Here is a 23955-nt window from a genome sequence, read left to right on the forward strand (position 1 = left end):
GCGAATACTCAAATGAAATTATCGAGGTGAACCATTCATGAGGTGCCTCCTTTTAGTGAACTAGTCTGGAGTAATTTACTGATTAAACAGAGCCAACAGGTGTTCGATACCAATGGGTTCTTCCTTGAGTACGGGAACAACTGCATACCGTGTAGCATACCGGTTAACCACTTTATCAATTTCAATCAGTTCATTTTGTGCTCTTTGGCGTAATAGCACCGAATTTGTCTGTGCAGCTGCTATGCTAGTATTGATAATCCACGCCCAAGGTTCAATACCTGCACGACGCAAGTCTTCTTGTAAGTTAGCAGCCTCAAGTACTGGAGTCGTTTCCGCTAACGTGACGAGCAGCACTTTAGTCTGTTTAGGATCCTGCAATTGCATCATGGGCGTGGTAAAATAGATCTTCTTACCACTCATCTGACGCTGAATTTCTCGGTGATAGGAACCTGTAGAGTCAAGTAATAATAAAGTATGCCCGGTGGGTGCTGTATCCATCACTACGAACTTTTTACCCGCCTCACGAATAATTCTTGAAAATGCTTGAAAGACAGCGATTTCTTCAGTGCATGGTGAACGCAAATCTTCTTCCAAAAGAGCGCGATCTTGAGCATTGAGTTGTGCACCTTTTGTCTCTAGCACATGTTGTCTGTAGCGCTCCGTTTCAACATGTGGGTCAATCCTGCTTATAGTTAAGTTGTCCAGAGCATCAATCAAAGTTTCGCTCAAATGTCCCGCTGGATCAGAAGTGGTAAGATGCACAGAAAACCCTCGATTTGCCAACTCAACTGCTACAGCAGCAGCAAGTGTAGTTTTACCGACCCCACCTTTTCCCATGACCATTACAAGACCATGTCCATCATCTGCAATACCATCTATCAGGGTTGTTATGCGAGGATAATCGTGAGGGACAATATGCTCGCCCTGAGGAGACCATCGTTGCACAGAATGGGTTAGTAATTGATGTAAGGATTCTAAACCCACTAAATTAAATGATTTAAGTTCCACTGTGTCACAGGGCAACTCATTAAGTACAGAAGGAATAGCTCTTAAAGCAGCCTGTTCACGAGAATAAATGGCTGCTGCTAATGCATCATGCACCGCTTCGCTAGCTGGTAGAATGCCATTGATAACCAGAAATTGTTGCCTCATGCCAATAGCTGCCAGCTCTTCATGGGTTCTAGCAACTTCTCGCAAAGTCCCAAGCTGTGCCCTTGCCACTAGCACTAATCGTGTGCGCAATGGATCAGATAAGGCTTCAACAGCCATTTTATATTGTTCACGTTGTTTTTCCAGTCCAGCTAAAGGCCCGAGGCAAGATGCATCTCCTTGGCCATTTTCAAGAAAACTATTCCAGGCACCGGGTAACTGCAACAACCGAATGGTATGTCCGGTGGGTGCGGTATCAAAAATAATATGCTCGAACTCAGCTGTCAGTGTGGTGTCAGTGAGCAGTTCGGTAAATTCGTCAAAAGCTGCAATTTCCGTAGTACAGGCACCAGACAGTTGCTCTTCCATATCCTTGACTAGTGTATCAGAGAGAACACCACGAACCGGATTAATAATTTTATCACGATAGGCTTGCGCTGCCGCTTCTGGATTAATTTCCAGCGCATAGAGACTTGCTACGGCTGGGATTGCGGTAATTTGGTTACCAATACTTACATCAAATACTTGCCCCACATTGGAGGCTGGATCAGTACTGACCAGCAATATACGCTTATTTGTTTCAGCCAGTTGAACTGCAGTGGCGCAGGCTATTGATGTTTTGCCTACTCCACCTTTACCAGTAAAAAATAGAAAGCGCGGGGGTTGTTGTAGAAATTTCATCTTTTTGCATCCCTGTTTCAATAACCACTATTGGAGTAGCGTTTGAGTGATTTCAATATTAGATTCTAGCTCCTACTTAATAGTTGCTCCTAAAAACCATCGATTTCGTAACCAAAATGCTGCATTCACAAGTAAAATAAGAACCGGCACTTCAACAAGAGGACCAATTACCGTTGTAAAAGCTATGGCAGAATTAAGTCCAAAGGTGGCAATTGCAACAGCAATCGCCAATTCGAAATTATTACTGGCTGCAGTAAATGATGCGGCCGTTGTCTTTTCATAATTGGCACCAATAAGCTTCCCCATCGCAAAACTGACAAAAAACATCACCACAAAATAAATAGCCAGAGGTATGGCAATACGAATGACGTCTATAGGAAGTTGCAATACCATAGCACCCTTAAGTGAAAACATCGCGAGAATCGTAAAAAGTAACGCAATCAATGTAATGGGCGAAATCTTTGGTAAAAAAACGGTTTCATACCAAATTACCCCTTTTCTCTTTATCAATAAAAAACGAGTCAGAAATCCTGCGAAAAAAGGTATGCCCAAATAAATAAAAACGCTTTCGGCAATCGTCATAAAATTGATGTGGACTATTTGGCCACTCATGCCAACAAGTGGTGGCAAAACTGTTAGAAAAAACCAGGCATAAACACTGAAAAACAGCAGTTGAAAAATACTGTTAAATGCCACTAAGGCAGCAACATACTGATTATCCCCTTCTGCCAACTGATTCCAGACAATCACCATGGCAATACAGCGTGCCAGCCCAATAAGAATAAGCCCAGTCATATATTCGGGATATCCATGTAAAAATAAAACAGCAAGACCAAACATGAGGAAGGGACCGATAAACCAGTTTTGAATCAATGACAACAGAAGAATTCCCCAGTCTTTAAATATCAGGGGTAATTCTTCATATTTTACTCGGGCTAATGGAGGATACATCATTAAAATAAGACCCATAGCAATAGGAATATTCGTCGAGCCAAAAGATAAGGAATTTAAGAATTGCGGGGCGCTGGAAAAAAATGAACCAATAGCGACACCTGCAGCCATTGCCATGAAGATCCATAGGGTTAAATATCTATCTAAAAATGAAAGACGCCCTGTCCTGCAAGTGGTCATAACAATTCCTGCTCAATTCGTAGTTTAAGTTGATTAAAAACTGCCTCAAATGCAGCTTTGATTTCTATCTCGTTTCCTTTTGATTTAGCAGGATCCGGGATGCTCCAATGAAATTTCCTGGGTTGGCCTGGAAAAATAGGACAGCTCTCACTATTCGCCTGATCACACACTGTAACGACCAAATCAATGGCTTGTGATTTAAATTCATTCCAGGATTTACTGCGTGCTGCTTTGCATTTGATTCCATGATGTGCAAGAGTTTCAATCGCTTTTGGATGCACGCTTCCAGTAGGAACGCTACCTGCGCTAAAAGCAAGATAGCGACCATTAGAGTATTGATTAGTTATCGCCTCCGCCATTATAGAACGACACGAGTTACCGGTGCACAGAAATAGTAGCTTAAGGGGTTTAGTGTTCATTATCCGCAACACCCAGTTGGTTTTGATTTTGTATCACAGCAAGCGGTTGAGGTATTTTATCAGGCATTGAACAAGAACCCTCTGCTACTTTTTCTCCAGAAAAAAACTGGGCATTATAGAAACGAATACTATCAGCAAGATTGTCAACGCCAATATGAATATGAAAACGTTTCATAACTTACTCCTGTTTAAAATTACAGCAATCAGTTATTTCAATTACCAAAATTGCTTGTCCTTGGTTGTTGAATTTAGAGACCTAGGGTTCAGACCAAAAGTTTATACCAAGGTTACAAAATAAGACAGGGACCTTTCTAGCCCTATAACGGCGTGGATGCCTCACTGGCCCCCTAAGTAGCAGGCATATTTTATATCTCGCCAAATTCAATATTCAATTACTGAATTGAATTCCAATTGAATTGGATGTTCCCGATCGGTAACATTTTTATTTAATATGCAAAAAACATCATATTATTACCGATCGGTAACATTTCCTGGGGTTTTCTTCAATGGGGTATAAAATTACCCTACGGGAACATTAAATGAATAATGATGATTCAATCTCCAGAAAATATAGGACGTTATATTCGCAAAGTTCGTAAAGAACTCAATGTTACCCAAAAAGATTTGGCTTTAACTGCGGGTACTGGTTTACGTTTTATTATTGATTTGGAAAATGGAAAGTCAACTTGCCAAATTGGAACAACGCTGCAAGAACTACATGTACTTGGGATTCAACTCAACTTATCTCATGCTGATTTCGAAAATCAACAATCATAAACTGGACGTCTATCTTAATCAAATACTAGCAGGCCAATCAAGTATTGATACGCATGGCGATATGTCTTTTGTGTATGATGACGCCTACCTGGAAAACAAGAAAAATCTCCCGTTGTCACACTCCCTTCCCATTCAAAAAAACCTTTATTCAATGCAGCAATGCCGTCCGTTTTTTAGTGGTCTCTTGCCCGAAGCCCATATGCGTACTGCTATTGCTCGGCAATTGGGTATCAGTGAAAAAAATGATTTTGCCTTATTGGCTGCTATCGGTGGTGAGTGTGCCGGAGCGGTGATGATATTGACTCAAAATACATCCATAGATCAGCTAAAGCCAGACTATAAAATTATCAAAAAAAGGGCGTATTAGAAATCCTGCAAACCATGCATCAACGACCTATGATAGTTGGTGAGGATGGAATCCGCCTATCCCTTGCTGGCGATCAGGATAAACTCCCAGTTGCTATTATTGAAGGAAATCTCGCAATACCCATGAATGGTGCACCCAGCGCCTAAACTCTATCAACACCTAAAACACGTAAATGCCAACATAAAGCATAAAAGGGTCAGATCTTGCTTTTTGCTTGAATAAAATTGGTAATAATTTAGGGATCTGCTATTCATGAGCTAACAGAATTATAAAACTACTCTATCATTAAGAAGCAGAAGGCAAGATTCGACCCCGTATTCGCGGTTCTGATTAAAAAATATTTTATTTGTCTATACTAGTACTAGTAATAAAACAAAAAAATGGATTTTTGACCGATGAGGTGTGTATGGAACGTTACTCCGCGATAGTCAAGTCTTTTGTTCACGGTATTATATCTTCGTCCTTTTTATTTTTTTCATACATGCCTCTAATCTATGCTGAAGATGCAAAGGAATATGGGAAATTTATCATCATTTATGAGAAGCCGGAAAATAAGGCGCAAGAAGCCATAAAGTCTTTATTAAATAAGCCAGAACATTTTGATAGTTTAATCAACTCATTGAATAAAGAGCTAAAACTTCCACAGGACATTAAGATAATTTATCAGACGAAACGTCCCTCAGCATATTATCCAAGCGAGAAAACTATCTATATCGATTACAATACAATTATTTTCTCAGGGGAAACATATTTTAAGGAGTACATTGAGGATGATGAAAACGATGTTAAATCATTTTCTGACGCTGAAAAAAGCGATCAGGACTTAATTAACGATCATATGGTTGGTTTAGCACGCTTTATTATTTATCATGAAATTGCCCATGCGATAATTGATGTTTTTGATTTACCTATAGTGGGTAATGATGAAACGGCAGCAGATAATTTAAGCGCGATTCTTTCCTTAGATTTAGTAAAAGATGGATTTTCAATCGCCATAAATGCCGCAGATGCCTTTGTGCTGATGGAATATCTGTCCAAAAAGGATAAAGATAATGAGGAAGAAGAGGAGCATGATGCCTATTGGGATGAACATGCTTTAAATATGCAGCGCTATTACAACATCCTTTGTTTAGCTTATGGTAAGTTCCCCAAAAAAATGATTGAGGAAGTGTCTACTTGGGAAGACAATAAACAAGAAATTACTTTTTTGATCGAACGAAAAGATTATTGCAAATATCAGTATTTATCAGAACAAAGAGCCTGGTATCGTTTACTGTCACCGTATTTAATCCAACAGGAAACCACTAGCGATGAATCCACTGTAGATAAATCCAATGATAAAGCAAGTGATGAATCGTCAGACGAATCGGATGAGGAATCGACTGATACATCTGAAGATAACAGTGATGATGAATAGCCCGCTTAGGTCGGGCTACGAATAGCCCGACAAATCTTTTTCACCAAGATAGACATCTGAGAAATCGAGCATAAAAGGGGCAGAGCATAACTCCGTCTTAGTGGAACGAGAGTTCGGCTTTCCTTTATACCTGTTTTTTATCTAAAATAATGTTCAATTATGATATAGTTTTATACATTATCCAAAATACTTTAAATCATGAAAGAAATTCATATTGATTCAAAAAAGGTTGTTAACCAAATTTCTTTATCACAAATCAAACCTTCTCCACTGATGTCTTCGATCATCGCCAGCTCTCAAAGTGTTGCAGAACTTGGAACAATCCCAGCAAATGAGATGTTGATGTCTCATCGTCATGAAGAGATTGAAATAGCTCAGGGTATAGAGGAGATCACGGACTTAATCGTTAATAAGATCCGTGATGCAAATGAACAGCTGGTGATTCAAATCTTTGTTTGGGAACCTGACACACCAATTATTGAAGCAATTAATCAAGCACTTTGTGATCGGGAGAAACCATTACAAGTTTATATTTTGTTAGATGAATTAGGTATGATCGCCAGAATGTTCTATCTGAAGCAAATCTTTGCGAACTATCGAAATACAACAGAACATCTAGGATTGCATGATTTGCCTGAACACATCACGGTACATTTAGGCACGTATACACATAGCTCTCCTGCAAGTAATCACGCAAAAACAATCTGCATTGATGATGATGTCATTTTAACAAGCTCTAATTTTCAGAGCGCAAGTTATGGGGAACATGGTTTTCATGATACGGCAATATTTATTCCCAAAGCAGCACGACCTGCGCTTTTAGATTTTCTGGTGATGTGGAGAGCAAGAACTGATGGATATAAAGGAGATGAAGAGCCTAAAATATATGAACCTTCGCCGATTAGTTCTGGTGCTTGCCCCATGCTGTACATCACCAGCCAAATCAGGGTTAAGCCTGCTACTTTAGGATTTTTCCAAGCCGCCTTGCCACCAGACCCTATCAATAATGCTTATATGACTGCTATTAATCAGGCACAGAGTCACATTCAGATTATTATGCCCAATGTTAATTCTCCAGAAATTTTGCGAGCGTTACTCAATTTTATCAATAATAAAAATGGTAAAGTCGATCTATTAATGAGCTATAACTTTAATGACCTGCGCGAATTTTTCTATGGCGGGACTAATCAAGAAAGTGTAAATCAACTTTATGAAGGTGTTCATAAAGATAAGAAAAAGAATCTCACTATGCAATGGTTTAATCAATCAGAGAAATTAGATTATCCAATAAAAGATGTAATCCACATGAAACTGATGATTATTGATGGTCAAGTAACTATTGTTGGTTCCACCAATCTAGATCTTGCGGGATTACATAATTGTCATGAAACTAATGTGGTGATCGACAGCAAGGATTTTGCACAACGCATGTGCAATACTTTATTTTTACCTAATTTTGAACATTCGACTGAAGCCGAAGTGGATTTTGAACCGTTCAGAGTGTGTTAAGCCTCATCTATTGGTGGAGTCCTTAAATCATAAAGGAGTCAGCGAGTGTTTTTTTAATATGAACTACCCTTATTTTTAAAGGGAATTGTTAAAACATGCGTTTCTTGTGCGGTTCTTGAATGGTATTATTTTGTGTTGATTGGCTGAAGACGCTTTGAGATAATTCACTTATTGTTATCTTTTGTTCTTAAGATAGCTCATGAATTCCCAGGAAGCGTAGAAAACGTAGCCTGGTTGCTTGCAACCAGGATTCATTACTCCCCAAACTTCCCTTCATATACTCCTCCCCAGCTTCTTGGCAATCTCCCCTCACGAACATAACGATGGAAGCTTGAATAAGGCCACTCTATAACCTCTTTTACCAAACCATGTTTCACCGGGTTAAAATGAATGTAGTTAACATGTGAGTTAAAATCTGATTCATCTCTAATACGATGCTCCCAAAATCGACGTTGCCATAAGTTGTATTCGCCGCGCAGGTTTTTTAATATGGATTCTCCTGATGATTTTATTTCTTGTGAAAAATAGGTCTTTATTTGGCGTAATCGGGTTGAGTAATCTGAATCCTTTTCTGGTAACTCCATTATCAAATGTACATGGTCGGGTAGTACCACAACAGCATGTATAATAAATGGGTTATTCTTTTGAGCTTGTAGAAAGGAATGCCGTAACTCTGGTATATGGTACGTAATTAAATTTGATGTTCTATCTTTTAAGGTCAATGTAAAGAAATAAGTACCACCCTGCGTTTTATCTCGCCTGTAATTGACCATGATGTTTTTTCCATAGATTCTTGCTTGGGTTAACATAACATTTTTAGAAAAATGTAGGAAGCATCGTTCCTGGAAATCCTGGTTGCAAGCAACCAGGCTACATTTGTTTCACAATTGCGATCCAAAAATAAATCATTCGCGCCATCAGATAATAGTATTTCAGAAAAAACGACGACATCTCACTTTGAAAAATCATACAAGTACTAGAGGGGCAGATCCTGACCCCATATTCACACTATTGGTAAATAAATTTCTACTTGGTGGTTGCTGGTTTTCTGTTATAGTTTCCAATAATTAAGCTTTACATTCAGGTTTTCAATGAAAAAAATTATATTAACAGGCGATCGTCCCACAGGTAAATTACATCTTGGTCATTACGTCGGTTCTCTAGCCAATCGAATTAAGCTTCAAGCTGAATACGATCAGTATATAATGATAGCTGATATTCAGGCCTTAACTGATAATTTTGAGAACCCAGGCAAAATAGTCGACAATCTTTATGAAGTAGCATTAGATTATTTATCAGTTGGTATCGACCCACAAAAAAGCACTATTTTTATACAATCCCATATTCCTGAGCTTGCAGAACTTACTGTTTATTATCTGAACCTTGTCACTTTAGGGCGACTCGAACGAAACCCTACAGTAAAAACAGAAATTCAACAAAAAGGATATGATTCATCTATACCCGCAGGTTTTTTTTGTTATCCAGTCAGTCAAGCAGCAGATATTACCGCATTCAAGGCAGAAGCAGTTCCTGTTGGTGATGATCAAGTTCCTATGATTGAACAAACCAATGAAATAGTAAGACGGTTTAACAGAATTTATAATACCGAGTGCTTAAAGGAAGCAAAACCTATTTTAAGTAAAACCTCTCGCCTGGTTGGAATCGACGGTCAATCTAAAGCAAGTAAATCCTTAGGTAATGCGATTTTTCTTTCTGACACACCTGAAGAAATAAAACGCAAAGTATTTTTAATGTTCACTGACCCAACTCATTTAAAAATTAGTGATCCCGGGAAAGTTGAAGGAAATGTTGTGTTTGATTACCTTGATGCATTTCATTTAGATTCACAAGAAGTGGCAGATTTAAAAGATCACTATAGAAAAGGTGGGCTTGGTGACGCCACAATTAAAAATATTTTAAACACTACCTTACAGACTATGCTTGAACCAATAAGAGACAAAAGAAATAGTTTTAAACGTGGTGAAGTAATGGATATCATAATTTCAGGTACTACCGCAGCAAAAAAAATAGCTGAAAAAACTCTTGAAGAGGTTCGGAGTGCGATTGGGTTACGTTATTTTGAATAGAGCCCATTAAAAAATAATTGGGTCAGCCCCCTATATCAAAAGGATTGGGGATGAGTACGACTAGAGGGTCTGCTTGAAGGCCAGATCGTGTCTTTTGCTTTTCACTACCTTAAAACAAAATACAATACGTGTCTCTCATTTGTGGCGATGTAGCAATCACTTAAGGGATTAAGTGATTGCTTTTTTAATTTGAACTACCCTTATTTTTAAGGGGAAATGGTTAAAACATGCGGTTCTTGAGTGGTATTATTTTGTGTTGTTTGGCTGAAGAAGCTTTGGGGTAATTCACTTATTGTTATTTTTTGTTCTTTAGGAAGCTCATTAGTTCCCAGGCTTTTTTCAACCATTTCCAATAACCTTTTGGAGATGGGGTGTTGTACAATGGTTTGAAGAGCTTCTTTCATATTCTCCTGGCGCTTAGGATCAAAACGACGCCAGTTTGCAAGATATTTAACCTGATCGGAAGCCACTTTTGGATTAATTTTATCGAGTTGCAAGATAATCTCTTTTAAAAACTGATATCCTGCACCTGCCCCATCATGGTAGAGACTTATATTCTCACAGAATGAACCTACAACCGCGGTCACCTTATTGGGCTGTTTTATGTCAAATTTGGGGTGCGCCATGAGTGTTTTAATGGCATCAATTGTGGTTGCCGAGCTTGATTGGACAGAAAACCAGTTATCCATTGCTAATGAATCGTCTTGCCACAAATCCAGAGATTGGCTTAAAAAGAGTTCACGGTCGTTTTGTTCCAATAGATTCAATCCTTTCAATACAGCCATGGTATTCGTCATATTAACCGCTAGCTCATCCTGAAATTGCTTCATTGCCAATTGTCTTACTTCAGGATTTTTTAGATGCAGCAAATAGGACAGGCATTGATTTTTCAATCGTCGCATTCCCGCCTCTTTAATATCAAAATGTGGATTTTGACTGCTGCAATTAATGCTTTGATATCGAGCCATTAAACTGCTTTGTAATTGATGCGCGACTTCACTAATCAAAAATTCTCTTGCCAGGTACATTGCCTCAATATCAATGTGTTCTAATTTGTCGACCAAATAGTGTGCAGAAGGAATAGTCAGCATATCTGCGAGAAGCCATAAATCAGGCTCTGAAGAATTAATAATAGAATCCAGTGTTTTGATAAACTGCTCAGAAAGACTTAAAACACGTCCCTCCTGCACTTGTTTAATGACCTGCTCCAATTGATTAAGAATATATCGTTGGCTGGCTTCCAATCGATTAAAAGGATCAACATCACTTTTGGCCAGGATTCCATAATGCTCTTCCGCAATTAAATGTTTAATCTGTACTGGTGCAGAGAAATTTCTGAATAAAGACAAGATTGGTTTAGAAGGAACCTGTCTGAATTCAAAACGCTCCTCTGGCTGAGTTAGCAGCAATATTTGTTCAGAACATGCCTCTTCGCTTTTGAGGTATAAGGGAATCACTTTACCCTCTTCACTGATCAATCCCATACGAACAGGAATTACCATAGGATTTTTATCAGGCTGGTTAGGTGTCGGTTTGGTAGATTGTTTTAAGGTCAAAAGGTAAATCTGTTCTTCCGGGATATAGTGCTCTTCAACTTCAATTTCGGGCGTACCCGCCTGATGAAACCAGAGAGCGAACTGGGACAGATCCTTATTTGATACATCTTGCATGGCAGTAAGAAATTGTTCAATTGTAACTGCTTCACCATCATGGCGATTAAAATATACAGTCATTCCCTTGCGAAAGGTCTCAGTCCCTAATAAAGTGTCTAGCATCTGAAACAATTCAGCCCCTTTTTTATAAATTGTTGAAGTATAAAAATTATCGGGGACAATATAGGATTTTGGTTGGACGGGGTGAGCCAACGGCCCAGCATCTTCAGGGAATTGACGGCTTCGTAAATCGTTTACATAAAGGGCTCGTAACGCTCGGCTGCAGAGTTCCGTAATAAAAGTTTGGTTTCGAAAGGTCGTCAAACCCTCTTTAACGGTTAACTGAAACCAATCGCGAACCGTTACCCTGTTCCCTGTCCAGTTGTGAAAATATTCATGCGCTACAGTGCCTTTAATTCCCACTAATCGATCATCGGTTACCCGTGATGGAAGAGCTAAAATAGCTTTTGAATTGAAAATATTGAGGCCTTTATTCTCCATTGCACCCATATTAAAATCATCAATAGCAACAACTTTATAGACGTCTAAATCACATTCTCGTCCATAATTCACCTCATCCCACAGCATCGCTTCTTTCAAGGATTCTATTGCATGATGGCATCGCTCGCCCAAGCCTCTTTCAACATAAAACATTAACTTGATAGTGCGACCTGATTGAGTGAGATAAACATCTTCAACACAGTCAAAGTCTCCTGCAACTAAAGCAAACAAATAGCTTGGTTTTTTAAAAGGATCATTCCAGGTGATAAAATTTCGCCCGTCTGGAGTTTGCCCTTCTGCAACCAGGTTCCCATTAGATAACATAAAAGGGCATTGCTTTTTATCTGCAATAATGGTGGTGGTATAGGTCGCCATCACATCAGGTCGGTCGATAAAATAGGTAATTCGCCGAAATCCCTCTGCCTCACAATGAGTTGTGAATTTATTTTTAGAAATGTATAAACCGCTTAACTCTGTATTCAACTCAGGATTTATCGAGTTACATAGTTCGAGAACACAGGGAGCATTAATTCCCTTAATGATTAATTCATTATCACTAAGCTGATAATCAACAGACTCTAGCACTGTACCATTAAGCATAACCGAGTGCAGTCCAATCTTCTCACCCTGGAGGACTAATAACTTCTCACTTGCATCAGAAGCAGGATTGGGGGAAATGTTCAGTTTCGTTTTAACTCGCGTATCCCTACTATCCAGTTCGAAAGTTAAATCAACATGTTCAATTAAAAAATCTGAAACTTTATAATCTTTTAGATACGTTACTTTAGCTGATGATTTAGTCATGTTTGCATCCTTGTAAATCCAATAAATAAAAAATTAATTACCTTTGAAAGCACCAGTGTAAATCATATAGAACGAAATCATATAGGGTTCTGCCCTCTGTAGAAGCCGTTTTCTTTTTTGAATCTACTCTTGCCCGCCACCTTGTAGCCTGAGCACCAGTGGTTGTTGGTTTTATAGCAAGGGGGAAACCGTCCTGTATTACGACTTCGTCTAATACAGGCTACGTGATTAATTTTCAAGCAAACAATTTTATATATTCTATAATTAAATAAATTCGACATTCAGAGATAATGATGCTCTTTAGAATTATTTTATTTAGTATTGGGTGCCTTTTTACTTTTAATACACAGGCTTATGTTGTTACAGAGGCCACGCCAGAACAGGCTACTGAATATTCCCGCGAGCTGTTGAATCTGGTTCTGGATGTTGTAAAAAATTGCTATAAGGGTCCAACCAAGACCAATGGTATTCAATTGGTGAAATGTGTAGCCGATGTATTCAATAAGGATGTTCCAAATCCACTACACTATAAACTACGCATTTCGGGCGATTGCCCAGGTGAGTCGGATTTAATAATCTATAACCCCGCTGGTGATATGATTACTTGCTATCTTAATTTTGACCAGAGTGTGCAGGTAAATCGTTGCATCAGTTATAAAGTCCCTCCATTAACAAATGGGCAAGAAATGTCAATATCTCCTCCCATGGTTCTTATTAAATAAGCCGATCTTTACTCATAACATTAGGTCCAGAGTAAAGCCTTGAATTGTTAATGTTTAATCAGCTGACGTAGTCCGTATGCAGGTGACGCAGTAAACCTGAAGATTAGGCTTCGAACATCAAGGATTTCGCTTCACTTAATCCAGGCTTGCTGGCAAAATGCCCCTCATCCCCAGCCCTTCTCCCTAAAACCAGGGAGAAGGGAGCTTGTTCCGCGCCAAAGGATAATTAATCGAAGTTTTGCCTTTAACTTGGCACCTTTGGTTGCTATAGATTAAAAGTCTTAATTAGGAGTGTAAGGAATTTCCGAATGTCGAATGACAAAAAATATCAAAATAATCCACAGCAAGACTTCAGAATCAGCTGCCATGTTGGCAAACACCAAGAAAGCGATGACCATCACTGCCAGGCTAAATTGCTTAACATTTAATGATTCCAATGAAATTCGCGCATTGTTTAGTGAACTTATAGGTAAACAAGTAGACGAAAGTTTTTTACTGATACCCCCATTTTATACCGCTGGTGGCGATGAAATTCACATCGGACAAAATGTCTTCATAAACCAGAACTGCACGTTCTATGATCTTGGTGGGCTCCATATAGCGGATGATGTGATGATTGGACCCAACGTTAGCATCATCACAGCCAGCCATGCTCTTGAACCATCTAAACGCAGGACAACCACAATCGGAAAGCCCATCGTGATTGAGAGAAACGTCTGGATAGCCACTGGTGCAATTATTGTTGGTGGTGTTACTGTAGGTGAAAACTCGGTTGTCGCTGCTGGTTCAGTAGTCACCAGGAATGTTCCCCCCAATACCCTTGTCGGCGGAAATCCGGCTCAAGTCATTCGCTCAATTATGGATTTGAAATAAGTGGCGTAGGGGCCGTTTCTTGTTCTTGTTCTTCTTCGTATTCCTGTTCCTGGCTCGGCCCTTTATCCTTTAATTTGATATCTTCTTTTAGATCTTGTAATCGTTCTTTTAGAGTTAAAGGAACCTTCTCATTATCTTTATAAGCGTATTCAGAAATATTTAAAGGAGTGATCGTGTTGATTACCCTGATACAGGCATTTAAAACAGATAGGAAAAAATTTGACACCGAGGGGGCCTTGATTAAATTATCAGCATGCTGTTTTACTGCATTTCCAATATCGTCAGCATAACCTTTCAGTGCAGTCTTACGATCTTCATCTGTGTTAGGCTCATTTTGTGCCAATTGATCTAATGCCATTTGATTTCGGACGGCCTGCAGCGACATACCAAATTCTTGAGATTTTGCTATGAGACGCTTATCACTGGTTTTAACCGAGAGAGCATCAAGTTCTTTGATTAAGGCATCAACAGACTTCACTAATTGATCGAGTTCTTTAGTATTAGGCTCATCATTTAAAAAGCTGGAGTTTTGATCGCGTTCCTGGTTTATCAGCGCTTGCTGCCGAAAAACTATTTGCATGGCTTTGGGATTTTTATTGACTAATTCCTCAATATCATACTCACCAACAGTTATATTATGTTCTTTAAAATCGTTAACGATGTCTTCAACTGCAGAGGCATATTGCTTCCTTAAATTATCAACCATCAAATCAACATCAGCTTCAGTTAATTGCTTGGTTTTCATTTTATAATACAGTTCGTCAATAATCTCACTTTGATCAAAATTACTATTAGTCTTTTGGGGATAATCTAAAAAGCGCTGATAAAACTCATTGCCTTGTAGTTTTTTAGCGATCTCATCGCTGCGCATTCCCTGACAGTCATTAATAAGAGATTTAAATACCTCTTTAGTCTTGGTATCGTCATTTAAAAACGCTAGATAACTATCCTGACTGTTAATTGATTCCAATTCGTGTTCTATTGTCTTATGAGCTGTTGTTTGATGCTCTTTAAGAAAAGCGCTGCTTTGTTCGAATGAGCTTTCCAGGACAATACCAGCAGAACTCAGATCCTTGGGAGAAAAACTGACATTTAAGATAGGGTGTTCACCATGCGCTTTAAATTGTTTAAATAATATTCCATGTTTGTCCTTCCATTCTTGTCGATCCGGGTTCTGAGAGGTAAATGAAAAAGGAGAAGGAACTTTGGTATCACCTATCGTGATCATTTGATCACCAGGAACATTCAAGTGCAATAAAGGAACACCATTCTTTTGAAGTAATTGCCACAGCGTTGATAATCTCTGTTTGTATTCCTCACTAGTTATTTGTTTTTGATGAGAATCAGGCAAATAAATACATACTTCCTTGCCCAATTGAGTTCTATCTTTTCCAGATTGACTCATTGCACCATCATATCCATCCTCGTCGTTACGGATGACAAATATTTTCCCTTCAACCGCACAATCCTTGAATGCTTCTGAGACACACTGTCGAATAACGCTGATTTTATTATCGGGATTATTTTCATCTACAGCCTTCGGATCAATATGTACTCTTAGCTGCCATCCGTGTTCACTCTGAGACCCAGGAAGCTTGTTTGGCAAACCTCTAGCTTCATACCCCATAAATCATAAGCCTCTAAATAAGTGAAAAAACGAATAGTAAATAATGGACGTATTATTATATGTATAGACCATGATATCAAGAAGAGCAAACATTGGACAAGTTGGCATATTTTTTACCTATAGGAGTTATACGATATTTATAGTAATAGAATGCATATAGAAACTCTGGGTTTAGAACGTTCAATGGAATATGGAGACGATTATTGGGAAGCAGCAGACAACATCCTATTTTGGGTGGTTACAGGCTTTCTCCCTGTTTCTTTATCCTTTTATGCCCAAATTGGGAAAAGCACTTTGGCATACTCTTGGCTATCAACATCTGCCAACCATGGATGGTTTATATTACTTTCCGCTGCATCAAACAAGTAATGCTAAACTGCATTGTTCAAAGTCAAAACCTATTCAAGACGGAGTTGAAGTACATCCAGTTCAGTTTGCCTTAGGGTAAACTCAACCACCTTTTGATGCAACTTATTTCCACGTGTTACCCGGTTGTATCACTCCGGTCGACAAGCATCTCGAAAAGGAGGTGAGGATAGTCCTTCAGGACTAGGGAATCTTAAACTTTGAACGTGTTTCTTATCCTGTACTACAACATGATATTTATTATTTTGAATCGTTTAAAACACATCAGGTATTTAATAACGCGAACGATCTTCTGATCATATGCTCACTTTATTGGTAGCGATTTAATAAGGACCAGACGGATAATATTATTGTTGGCGGGTGGAACTACTGGGACATCCGAAGGAACTTAATTTTTTTGAACACTATTAAGAATACGAGGAAATTGTTGGGTTCCCCATAGATAAAAACGTTCGAACACTGCTGCTTCGATCAGAAGCTTTATTCTAAAAGCCCCCCTTCTGTATTTAGTTTATACTCAACATATAGATGCATGGAGTAAGGTTATGGTCTCTACTCAGGTTCCTTTAATTTCCCTAATGAATAAATTTGGGTACAAAGTACCGCAAAAAGGGGTTTGCGCAGGATTAATCTGTCTGGTGGCTTTTGCCGAAATTTGTGAGGAAGAGGCCAAATTTGATCGTCGTATCGATTTAATTCTTAATCTGAATGCCGAGAAAATCACCTATAATGGCTTAACCGATAGTACAAAAATGCTTCCTATTATTCGTGAAAAAATAAAAAAAAAGGAGAAATTGACCCCATTTGAAAAAAATATAATGGATTTGGATGCTTTTTTTTCATCTATAACAATCGCTCATTTTACCGATAACTTTAAAGAATTTTTTAATGGATTTATTGCTAAAGCAGATATTGTCAGACTGGCCGAAGTAATTCGTCCTGAAAAGCTAGTCGCCAGAGGAGGGATTCAAGAGGTTTTTGCAGATCCATTTATTGGTAATGAAAAGAAACTTAAAAAATACCTGACACAATTAAGCGCTATTTTTACACAATGTGAAAAAAATACTCAGGGTATGGAATATACCAAATTATCATTCAGTCTATATAGTCCCTTGCATCGAATTAGTATCAAGTATATTCCAGCAGAGCAATGTTGGACCATTACTGACCCTAACACCTTACCCGCCAGAAAAATATCACTTGAACAGTTGGTTCAGGAAATTATCAAAGCCTTTCATGACAACCAGATAACTGCTTTTGAAGCACAGATTTATACCGCAGGAAAAAACCCTTACCTGGAGCAGGTCAAATCTCAATTCAATCAATTGAAACAGTCGAATGAACTCAAAAAGGAAACGGTTAAAACAGCCACGCTTAAAAACGATTACCGCTCTGGTGGCACCACCATTGCGCATATTGCGGCGATGAATGGGGATGTCGACACTTTAAAAAAAATTACCAAACTTGATAAAAAATCCTTATTTCGAGCGGATAATGATGGCTATACACCAATGATATATGCTGCTCAATATGGCTATATCGAGGTAGTTGATTATCTTGCATCTGTAAAAAATTCAGAACTGGTCCGAGTTACAGATCTTGGTATGTCCGCACTCAGTATTGCATCTCATATGCAGCATACTAATGTGCTTGCTATGCTTCAAAAGCATCCAGATTTATTGCGCGACTCTCATGCCGATATAGAATCTCTCGTATTTACTGCAGCCATAAATTTAAAATATGACTCGTTATTTACCCTTGCAGATCTCAATAAAGACTTTTTACGCAGAACTAATGCTCAAGGCGAAACTCCAGTTCATTTACTTATCAGAAGAGGCATAAGTCCTGATATTCTCCTTCGCCTGACTGCATATGATGTAGATTTTACCTGCCCCTCTCATCAAGCGAACTCACCTCTTTCGATTGCTATAAAGGATAAACGATGGGATTTGGTTATGGTGATGATGTTACATACTTCCGCGAGTGCGACAATGATGAAGCAGCAACAGATTAAATACGAGTTAATTACCTCTGAATTATTCAAGCATTTGGATAATCTGGAAAATTCAGAACAACGAGATGACATCATTCGTTCAATTGCAAAAAAAACAAATCTTCTGGGGCAATATATTTTTGATGAGTCCAAACAGGCTATAAAATCGAATCATGGGTTATTTAAAGAGAATAAACCCTCATTTAAGGATGTTGTATTGGATTTAAAAAACAGATTTTCTCCTGAACATAAAGCAAACAGTAACAGCCCTAATTAAACAATCTCTAGACACTGGAACAGCGTGCATCGAATAATTGTGTCAAAATTTGATTTAAGGAATTCGCTACGCTCATGGATTCCCGGATTATATCCGGGCTACATTAGATAGCCCGAAATTAATATTGTGGCCTGGACGACTCAACGTGTAAACCAGGCTCTATCTAACTAAATTTAACTTGTATAAACTAAAGATACACCAACATAGTTTCCATGACTTTTAATGTCATATTGTCCATTATATTGACTATTTAGACTAGAAAGTGTCGGGTAATAGGTATAATTGTAGTCCAATGCTGCTGAAAGATGTGATATCAGCGCATAAGCTAAGCCAGCTCCAAATCGACCACCCACTTGATCACGTGCATGATAGTATGGACTTACGGTATTTGTTGCATCACGATTTAAAGCGGTATCTCTAAAAGCAAGACCAGCTCGGCCATAAACTAATAAACTGGGATTAAATCGATAACCCGGAAGTACATCCAAGCCTAAATAGTCCTGACTTAAAAAATTGACGTCAAAGCGTTGGGTTGTAAAAGTAACGCCTGGATAATTATAGTAAACCACACGATGGGGGAAATAAGTATTGGCTTCAACGCCTAAAAATAAATTATTCGCAAATGTGTGGCCTGCACCTATAAATAGATTGCCTTGAGCACGATTATTAGTTGATGACGCTGTAGAATTTCGAAGAGTAACGATATTAGTTACCAATAATTTATCGGTATTAAACGTTGCGCCAACCCCAACCCCCAAATACACGTTTTCCTTAGGACTAACGACTGTAGAAATTGGCCCCATTGTTCCAGAAAAAACAGTACTCGATGCCATTAAACTCAGTAAATATATATTTTTTTTCATTAATTATCCCTTTGAAAAATTTATTTAATCCGATAAAAAACTCTTTAAATTCAGCATATTAATCATTTGTGGAAGATGATAACTGCTGTTTCGAGGATTATGATATTGCATAAGATAATGCAGAGCAATATTGTGTTTTCTCTCATAGATACAATGCCCGCAAAAGAAGAAGATTAGAGAAAACGGTTGAACCCCATCTAAGCCTAGATGAGCTCCATAGTTCATTGAAGGCCTTAAGCCTAAAAACAAAATGCGTATACCTTCAACGCAATATGATCATCATCTGTAACTTCCCCCTAATTTCACTAATTTAATATTTAAAACATCAGAAAATGGTTTTAGGAGTCGTGTCATGAAAGAGAGACGTGAAAACCAAAGTAATGCCTCAAAACTTGAAAAGACAGATAGTTCAGATGCTCATATAGCAAGCCTACCTCCGCAGGAAATGATGCAAGATAAAGTAGCGAGTGAGCAACAAACGACTAAAAGCAGACCAAAAGCATCACCCCTTGCCTCTTCAATTTCCAAGGCCTATTCACCCACAAAGCAGTTAACTCATGAAGAAATAAGAGCTCACAATACATTTGGTTTTTTTGAATCACTTCGAAATGGTGCTTATGAAATGGCACCAAGTTTATTCACTAAACCGAATAGCTCCGACTACAAAGCTAAAGAATTTTTTTACCTCCATAAAAAAATGCAACAAGAAAGGACACAAATTAACAGTACTGTAAATATATTGAGATCCTCCATTATTGAAAACCCCAAGTCTGCAAAGTCAGCGCAATTATTTACAAAACTCAATCAAGATATTCTTCGTTATCAACAAACAAAACAGCAGGTATATGAATTGTATCAAAGCTATCTTTCATTCAGTGATGCTGAAAAAGAAAGCTACTGGAAGAGAGTAACTGGTTATAAGGATGTTACTCAAACTTTAGAATTATTTGATAAAATGCACAAATTACTCCAGTCCCCAGAAGATGAACGATTCGAAACATTAGATGCAGACTTTTTTTTAGCGTTTCATGATGATCAAGGTCAAGTCTTAATGGCCGAGCTCCTAACAGGTATCGAACGACATGGAGTAGATTTTAAAGTGAAACATGGAAACGCAATTCAAGTTGAACCAACTCCAAAAGACGGCTTTAACATTTCCGATTTAAGTGCGCAAACCGGTTGGAGTTATAATGATTTTGATGATTGGGCAAATTTATCAGTCGATGAATTTTTTGTTCAACTTCAGAAGCAAATGAAACCAGGATCTCCGGAAGCATTGGGAAATATTACCCTTGCCTACGCTCAAGAAGGTAGTGTGCCATTTGGATATACAGTAGATAAAGACGGGAAGGCTCAAAGTTATCTTGTTGAAACCTATGTCACATTCCTCCATGAATTAGGACATGCTGCTGCAATACTTCGAGGTGATTTTTTCGATAATCAGGCACCATTACCTAGACAATTAATGCATTATCATCAATTAGAAGAGTTCCTAAATATACGCTTTCGAACAATTAATGAAACCACATTGGATCCATTGGGGATAGAACGCGTGGGGCATACAGGTATTGAGTTTCAAAGTTTGAAGCAAATGCAATTAGAAGATCTTCGTGGCCGTTGGGGTGAAGAATTTCTTATCGATCAAACTCAAGAAGAAATAAATATGGATCGAATAGCAACTGATCAATTAAAGGAAAACGGGGTAATATGGCAACCAACAAAACCAGATGCAGAACACATGGAAATGAAACAAAATCTGGAGAAATCAAAGCACGCGGAAATTAAAAATTATAGAAAAATGATGTTTGAGCTAAGGGAAAATGAGAAGGAGAATGTCTTGGATAACGAGGATGATTTAAAGAGATCTTCAAGTATGAGTTTAAGTTTTTAGTTGATCAGAAGCTTTATGAAAAGATGATTCAGCTAGTGATTTATATGGATTATCTTGGTGCAAATATAATTTCATTTATTATAAAGTATTTAAGGAGATAGTATATGTTTAAGTTATTCGATAATAAAATGGGCTCTAGCAAGAGTACCCATAATTCTCTTTGGGACTTAATAATCCAAGTAGGATTAAGGCTAGGATTTAATACAAATAGTTCAGAATATAAAAATAAACTAAAGAATTTATTTAGTACGAGCAGGTCCATTAAATCACAAACACAAAATGAAGATTCATTGATTGATTTGCAGAAGCCTTTATTCCAGGTTATAGCGAATATAGAATCAAACCCTAAACTTGACCTAAAAAATTTGACTCAGGCTGAAACCTCATTATTTAATTATATTATTCAACGAATACTTGGTGAAGGGTTGCTCCAATCAACCTACATTATGCTTGAATCTGAAAAAAATAATTATAAATTAGAGGCAGACTCAGAAAAGTTCTCCTTTTTGCGCGGTTATGGTCAGTTACTTATCGATTACAATGAATTCCTACCCAAGGAAATCCGCGATGTAGTTATCAAACAATATTTATACTTACTTTATAAAGGAAGTTCGGCTGAAGAATATGATACTTCTGAATCAAATTGTCAGTTTCGTCATCTAGAAGATAAATTATCGGCTATTTTTTTTCCAGATGTGGATTGCGAAGAGCGTTATATAAAATACTTCAACATAGTTGATGTAAGTGAAGCACATAATTATCACTTATCTTGTATGGCTGCTCAGGGTTCAATGTTTCATCTATTTCCCTCAAGATTAGATGAGTTGACAACTCAAGCAACGTCAAGCTATGGATGTGTCTAAATATTAGAGAAGACACCATGCATGAAGTGAAGCAACAATTCCCCCTAAGGAAGCATAATTACACCAATAGAAATACACTTCCAAGACCCTAAGAACCAATAAATTGTGTTGCCCCTTTGCAAGGGGCATTGACGTTTATGGAAAATCTTATCAAGCGAAGATACTGCCTTGAAAAGGGCTTTAGGTTAAATCCGACTGAATCGATTCCTGAAGGCTTATATCGCATCATCAGCTCATCCCCAATCAAAATCGTTATCCTGATGAGAGGAAGTCGTTTAGATTAACAAGAGATACAGGCTATATTAATGACATCGATGCACCAATTTGCTTGCATCGATGTCAATTCAGAAGTCATAACTTCAGATCTTTAAAACAGTGGATACAGCCTGTTATTTAAAGGTAATAATTAGATTGGAATTCTTTGTCTTTACATCTATTGATGTTGGAATCGTACCCTTTGGGCAATTTTATCGTCGCTTTAGTCTTCCTCAAACTGCGGATGATGCAAAAATCACTGCACGGTACGCTCATGGAGTTCTTGAAATCAGAATTCCCAAAAGAGAGGCTGCAACTGAGAAAAAATTGAAATCAGTGTAGAAGAATAATATAAAAGGCCTCTTTATCAGGCTTTTTTATTTAAGATACAGTATAAGCTGTGTTTCTGTTTTAATTTAAGATTTAACTAATTGAGCACCGACCTCTACCCCAAATTTATTAGTATTTAAACAAGAAATTAGAGTTCAGTTCGCTTAACAGCAGAGCTTTAAGGAAAGGCGCTCATTAAGGGTTACAATAATCACAATAAGCTGGATCGGCTTTTAACAAACCATCTTTTCTCATTTTGTACTCTTGATGTTGACAGGCAATACAACCCCACACTTCTTCCTCATATAATGAAGTTGGGGAACCACAAAGCGAGCAAGGTAAAGTGCCTTTAGTTGACTTGAATCCAAAACCTGGACACTCACATCGAACACAAAGGTTAGCAATTCGTTGCGTTAGTTTATCAGCCAACTCACCAATCACTGTCATTCGAGTAGGATTCATCATAGCTCGCATATCCGTTGCTAGAAGAAGTTCTTTCTCATTTTTAAAACCAAGAGCGAGATGGTGGGTCAAGTGTTCTAAATTATTAATGCCCTTAGCCACAACACGATTATCAGAACTTGTTTGTACAATGAGTGCGTGAGTCGGAAAATGAACTTGTTTAAGAAAAGCATCAATATCTGTATTCTTGTTAACCGTTAACATCGCATAATTTGTTTTTTGACTTACTAGTTGCTCTGCAATAATCCAGTCATGCTCTCTATCAATAAACACCATCAACTCATGATCGCTTGGTACAAACGGAAATGCGGGATGAGGCCCAAAACTTCCCTCAGAGGCTACAGCAAGCCTATAGTTATAACGTTTTGCCGCTGTTTTAGCCTTTAAGAGACAGGTTTCATAGGGACTCAGAGTCCGTGCAATCTCTCCCGTAAACGTTCCAAACTGATCGGTATCAAAATCGTGCACATTTAAAGTGCACGACAGCCTTTTCATAAAAGGTTCAGCTATTGCTTGTTCCTTTTCATGCTTGGATGCTAATAAAACATGTTGATTTTTATAGTACATGATTAAGTATTCATAATGTGAAAATAATCAAGCCTTGCAACCGAAACATCGGAAACAAACATCACCCCAGACTCGTTCTGAAACAAGGTTTTCATGCCTAAAGCCAAGGTTACGATCACTTCTTCAGGTGCAACGGCGATAAACATGACTAATGAGGATTTGTCATTAAACATCATTTTTCCTTCATGAAAACCATGATGCCCTTTTCCAGAAACATTTCGTATCAATGTATACCCTGTCACTGATGCCTCGTCCATCATAGACGTTATCAGGTGCTCATGTTCTCCAGCAACAATAATCTCAATTTTTTTCATTGGATGCAGGTTAATCCCAATATCTTTTCGTTCTTGAACTTTAATCACACTCATTTTT

General features: G+C 38.1%; 23 protein-coding genes. 13 read left to right on the plus strand and 10 right to left on the minus strand.

Annotated features, from left to right (window positions below; genetic code table 11):
• Positions 1–75: 75 nt before the first annotated feature.
• The 4 genes from arsA to IZU94_RS10305 form a co-directional block, all read right to left on the minus strand.
• On the minus strand, positions 76–1830 hold the full coding sequence (gene arsA / locus IZU94_RS10290; protein WP_203110373.1) for an arsenical pump-driving ATPase: 1755 nt from the start codon (positions 1828–1830) through the stop codon (positions 76–78).
• A gap of 72 nt (positions 1831–1902) precedes the next feature.
• Positions 1903–2961, minus strand: a complete 1059-nt coding sequence (gene arsB, locus IZU94_RS10295) for an ACR3 family arsenite efflux transporter (RefSeq protein ID WP_203110375.1) — start codon at positions 2959–2961, stop codon at positions 1903–1905.
• On the minus strand, positions 2958–3380 hold the full coding sequence (locus IZU94_RS10300; protein WP_203110377.1) for an arsenate reductase ArsC: 423 nt from the start codon (positions 3378–3380) through the stop codon (positions 2958–2960). Before IZU94_RS10300 ends, arsB begins: the two co-directional genes overlap by 4 nt.
• Positions 3370–3555, minus strand: a complete 186-nt coding sequence (locus tag IZU94_RS10305; protein ID WP_203110502.1) for a hypothetical protein — start codon at positions 3553–3555, stop codon at positions 3370–3372. The genes IZU94_RS10300 and IZU94_RS10305 overlap by 11 nt, the downstream gene beginning before the upstream one ends.
• Positions 3556–3926: 371 nt before the next feature.
• On the opposite strand from IZU94_RS10305, the gene IZU94_RS10310 reads away from it, so the two are divergent.
• The 5 genes from IZU94_RS10310 (at position 3927) to IZU94_RS10325 (ending at position 7450) form a co-directional block, all read left to right on the plus strand.
• The gene (locus IZU94_RS10310; RefSeq protein WP_238400421.1) at positions 3927–4157 is read left to right on the plus strand and encodes a helix-turn-helix domain-containing protein; all 231 of its coding nucleotides are present in this window, start codon (positions 3927–3929) and stop codon (positions 4155–4157) included.
• On the plus strand, positions 4129–4524 hold the full coding sequence (locus IZU94_RS10315) for a HipA N-terminal domain-containing protein (protein ID WP_238400420.1): 396 nt from the start codon (positions 4129–4131) through the stop codon (positions 4522–4524). The genes IZU94_RS10310 and IZU94_RS10315 overlap by 29 nt, the downstream gene beginning before the upstream one ends.
• 14 nt (positions 4525–4538) lie before the next feature.
• A complete protein-coding gene (locus IZU94_RS18315; protein ID WP_255541657.1) occupies positions 4539–4670 on the plus strand; it encodes a hypothetical protein in 132 nt (43 codons plus the stop codon).
• 260 nt (positions 4671–4930) lie between these two features.
• Complete coding sequence (locus IZU94_RS10320) at positions 4931–5941, plus strand: DUF4344 domain-containing metallopeptidase (protein WP_203110379.1); 1011 nt, start codon at positions 4931–4933, stop codon at positions 5939–5941.
• 198 nt (positions 5942–6139) lie between these two features.
• A complete protein-coding gene (locus tag IZU94_RS10325) occupies positions 6140–7450 on the plus strand; it encodes a phospholipase D-like domain-containing protein (RefSeq protein WP_203110380.1) in 1311 nt (436 codons plus the stop codon).
• Positions 7451–7704: 254 nt separating this feature from the next.
• Here the strand turns inward: IZU94_RS10325 and IZU94_RS10330 are convergent, their stop codons facing one another.
• Complete coding sequence (locus tag IZU94_RS10330; protein WP_369410914.1) at positions 7705–8259, minus strand: REP-associated tyrosine transposase; 555 nt, start codon at positions 8257–8259, stop codon at positions 7705–7707.
• Between the two features lie 282 nt (positions 8260–8541).
• On the opposite strand from IZU94_RS10330, the gene trpS reads away from it, so the two are divergent.
• On the plus strand, positions 8542–9537 hold the full coding sequence (gene trpS, locus IZU94_RS10335) for a tryptophan--tRNA ligase (RefSeq protein ID WP_203110381.1): 996 nt from the start codon (positions 8542–8544) through the stop codon (positions 9535–9537).
• A gap of 206 nt (positions 9538–9743) precedes the next feature.
• Here trpS and pepN read toward each other — a convergent pair whose 3' ends face one another.
• Positions 9744–12494: an aminopeptidase N gene (pepN, locus tag IZU94_RS10340; RefSeq protein ID WP_203110382.1), complete on the minus strand. Its 2751-nt coding sequence runs from the start codon at positions 12492–12494 to the stop codon at positions 9744–9746.
• Positions 12495–12784: 290 nt separating this feature from the next.
• Between pepN and IZU94_RS10345 the strand changes: the two genes are divergently transcribed.
• A complete protein-coding gene (locus IZU94_RS10345) occupies positions 12785–13216 on the plus strand; it encodes a hypothetical protein (RefSeq protein WP_203110383.1) in 432 nt (143 codons plus the stop codon).
• 315 nt (positions 13217–13531) lie between these two features.
• Positions 13532–14089 carry a sugar O-acetyltransferase gene (locus IZU94_RS10350; RefSeq protein WP_203110384.1) on the plus strand — a complete coding sequence of 186 codons (558 nt, stop codon included), beginning with the start codon at positions 13532–13534 and terminating at the stop codon, positions 14087–14089.
• On the opposite strand, the gene IZU94_RS10355 is transcribed toward IZU94_RS10350, so the two are convergent.
• A complete protein-coding gene (locus tag IZU94_RS10355) occupies positions 14073–15716 on the minus strand; it encodes a hypothetical protein (protein WP_203110386.1) in 1644 nt (547 codons plus the stop codon). The two genes, IZU94_RS10350 and IZU94_RS10355, sit on opposite strands and share 17 nt — an antisense overlap.
• 190 nt (positions 15717–15906) lie before the next feature.
• Between IZU94_RS10355 and IZU94_RS10360 the strand changes: the two genes are divergently transcribed.
• Together IZU94_RS10360 and IZU94_RS10365 are read left to right on the plus strand one after the other, a co-directional pair.
• On the plus strand, positions 15907–16164 hold the full coding sequence (locus IZU94_RS10360) for a hypothetical protein (protein WP_203110387.1): 258 nt from the start codon (positions 15907–15909) through the stop codon (positions 16162–16164).
• A gap of 463 nt (positions 16165–16627) precedes the next feature.
• Complete coding sequence (locus IZU94_RS10365) at positions 16628–18352, plus strand: ankyrin repeat domain-containing protein (RefSeq protein ID WP_203110388.1); 1725 nt, start codon at positions 16628–16630, stop codon at positions 18350–18352.
• 173 nt (positions 18353–18525) lie between these two features.
• Here the strand turns inward: IZU94_RS10365 and IZU94_RS10370 are convergent, their stop codons facing one another.
• A complete protein-coding gene (locus tag IZU94_RS10370) occupies positions 18526–19215 on the minus strand; it encodes an outer membrane protein (protein WP_203110389.1) in 690 nt (229 codons plus the stop codon).
• A gap of 352 nt (positions 19216–19567) precedes the next feature.
• Between IZU94_RS10370 and IZU94_RS10375 the strand changes: the two genes are divergently transcribed.
• From IZU94_RS10375 to IZU94_RS10385, 3 genes are all read left to right on the plus strand, one after another.
• Positions 19568–21106 carry a hypothetical protein gene (locus IZU94_RS10375; RefSeq protein ID WP_203110390.1) on the plus strand — a complete coding sequence of 513 codons (1539 nt, stop codon included), beginning with the start codon at positions 19568–19570 and terminating at the stop codon, positions 21104–21106.
• Positions 21107–21210: 104 nt separating this feature from the next.
• A complete protein-coding gene (locus IZU94_RS10380; protein ID WP_203110391.1) occupies positions 21211–21969 on the plus strand; it encodes a hypothetical protein in 759 nt (252 codons plus the stop codon).
• Between the two features lie 411 nt (positions 21970–22380).
• Positions 22381–22566 (plus strand): Hsp20/alpha crystallin family protein, encoded by a 186-nt coding sequence (locus IZU94_RS10385; RefSeq protein WP_238400419.1) that lies wholly within the window; start codon positions 22381–22383, stop codon positions 22564–22566.
• Between the two features lie 183 nt (positions 22567–22749).
• On the opposite strand, the gene IZU94_RS10390 is transcribed toward IZU94_RS10385, so the two are convergent.
• Both IZU94_RS10390 and IZU94_RS10395 read right to left on the minus strand, forming a co-directional pair.
• Complete coding sequence (locus tag IZU94_RS10390) at positions 22750–23583, minus strand: DUF6671 family protein (RefSeq protein WP_203110392.1); 834 nt, start codon at positions 23581–23583, stop codon at positions 22750–22752.
• Positions 23584–23585: 2 nt separating this feature from the next.
• Positions 23586–23951: a P-II family nitrogen regulator gene (locus tag IZU94_RS10395; protein WP_203110394.1), complete on the minus strand. Its 366-nt coding sequence runs from the start codon at positions 23949–23951 to the stop codon at positions 23586–23588.
• Between the last annotated feature and the right edge of the window lie 4 nt (positions 23952–23955).

The organism is Legionella bononiensis (genome assembly GCF_016786215.1).
Lineage (GTDB): Bacteria > Pseudomonadota > Gammaproteobacteria > Legionellales > Legionellaceae > Legionella > Legionella bononiensis.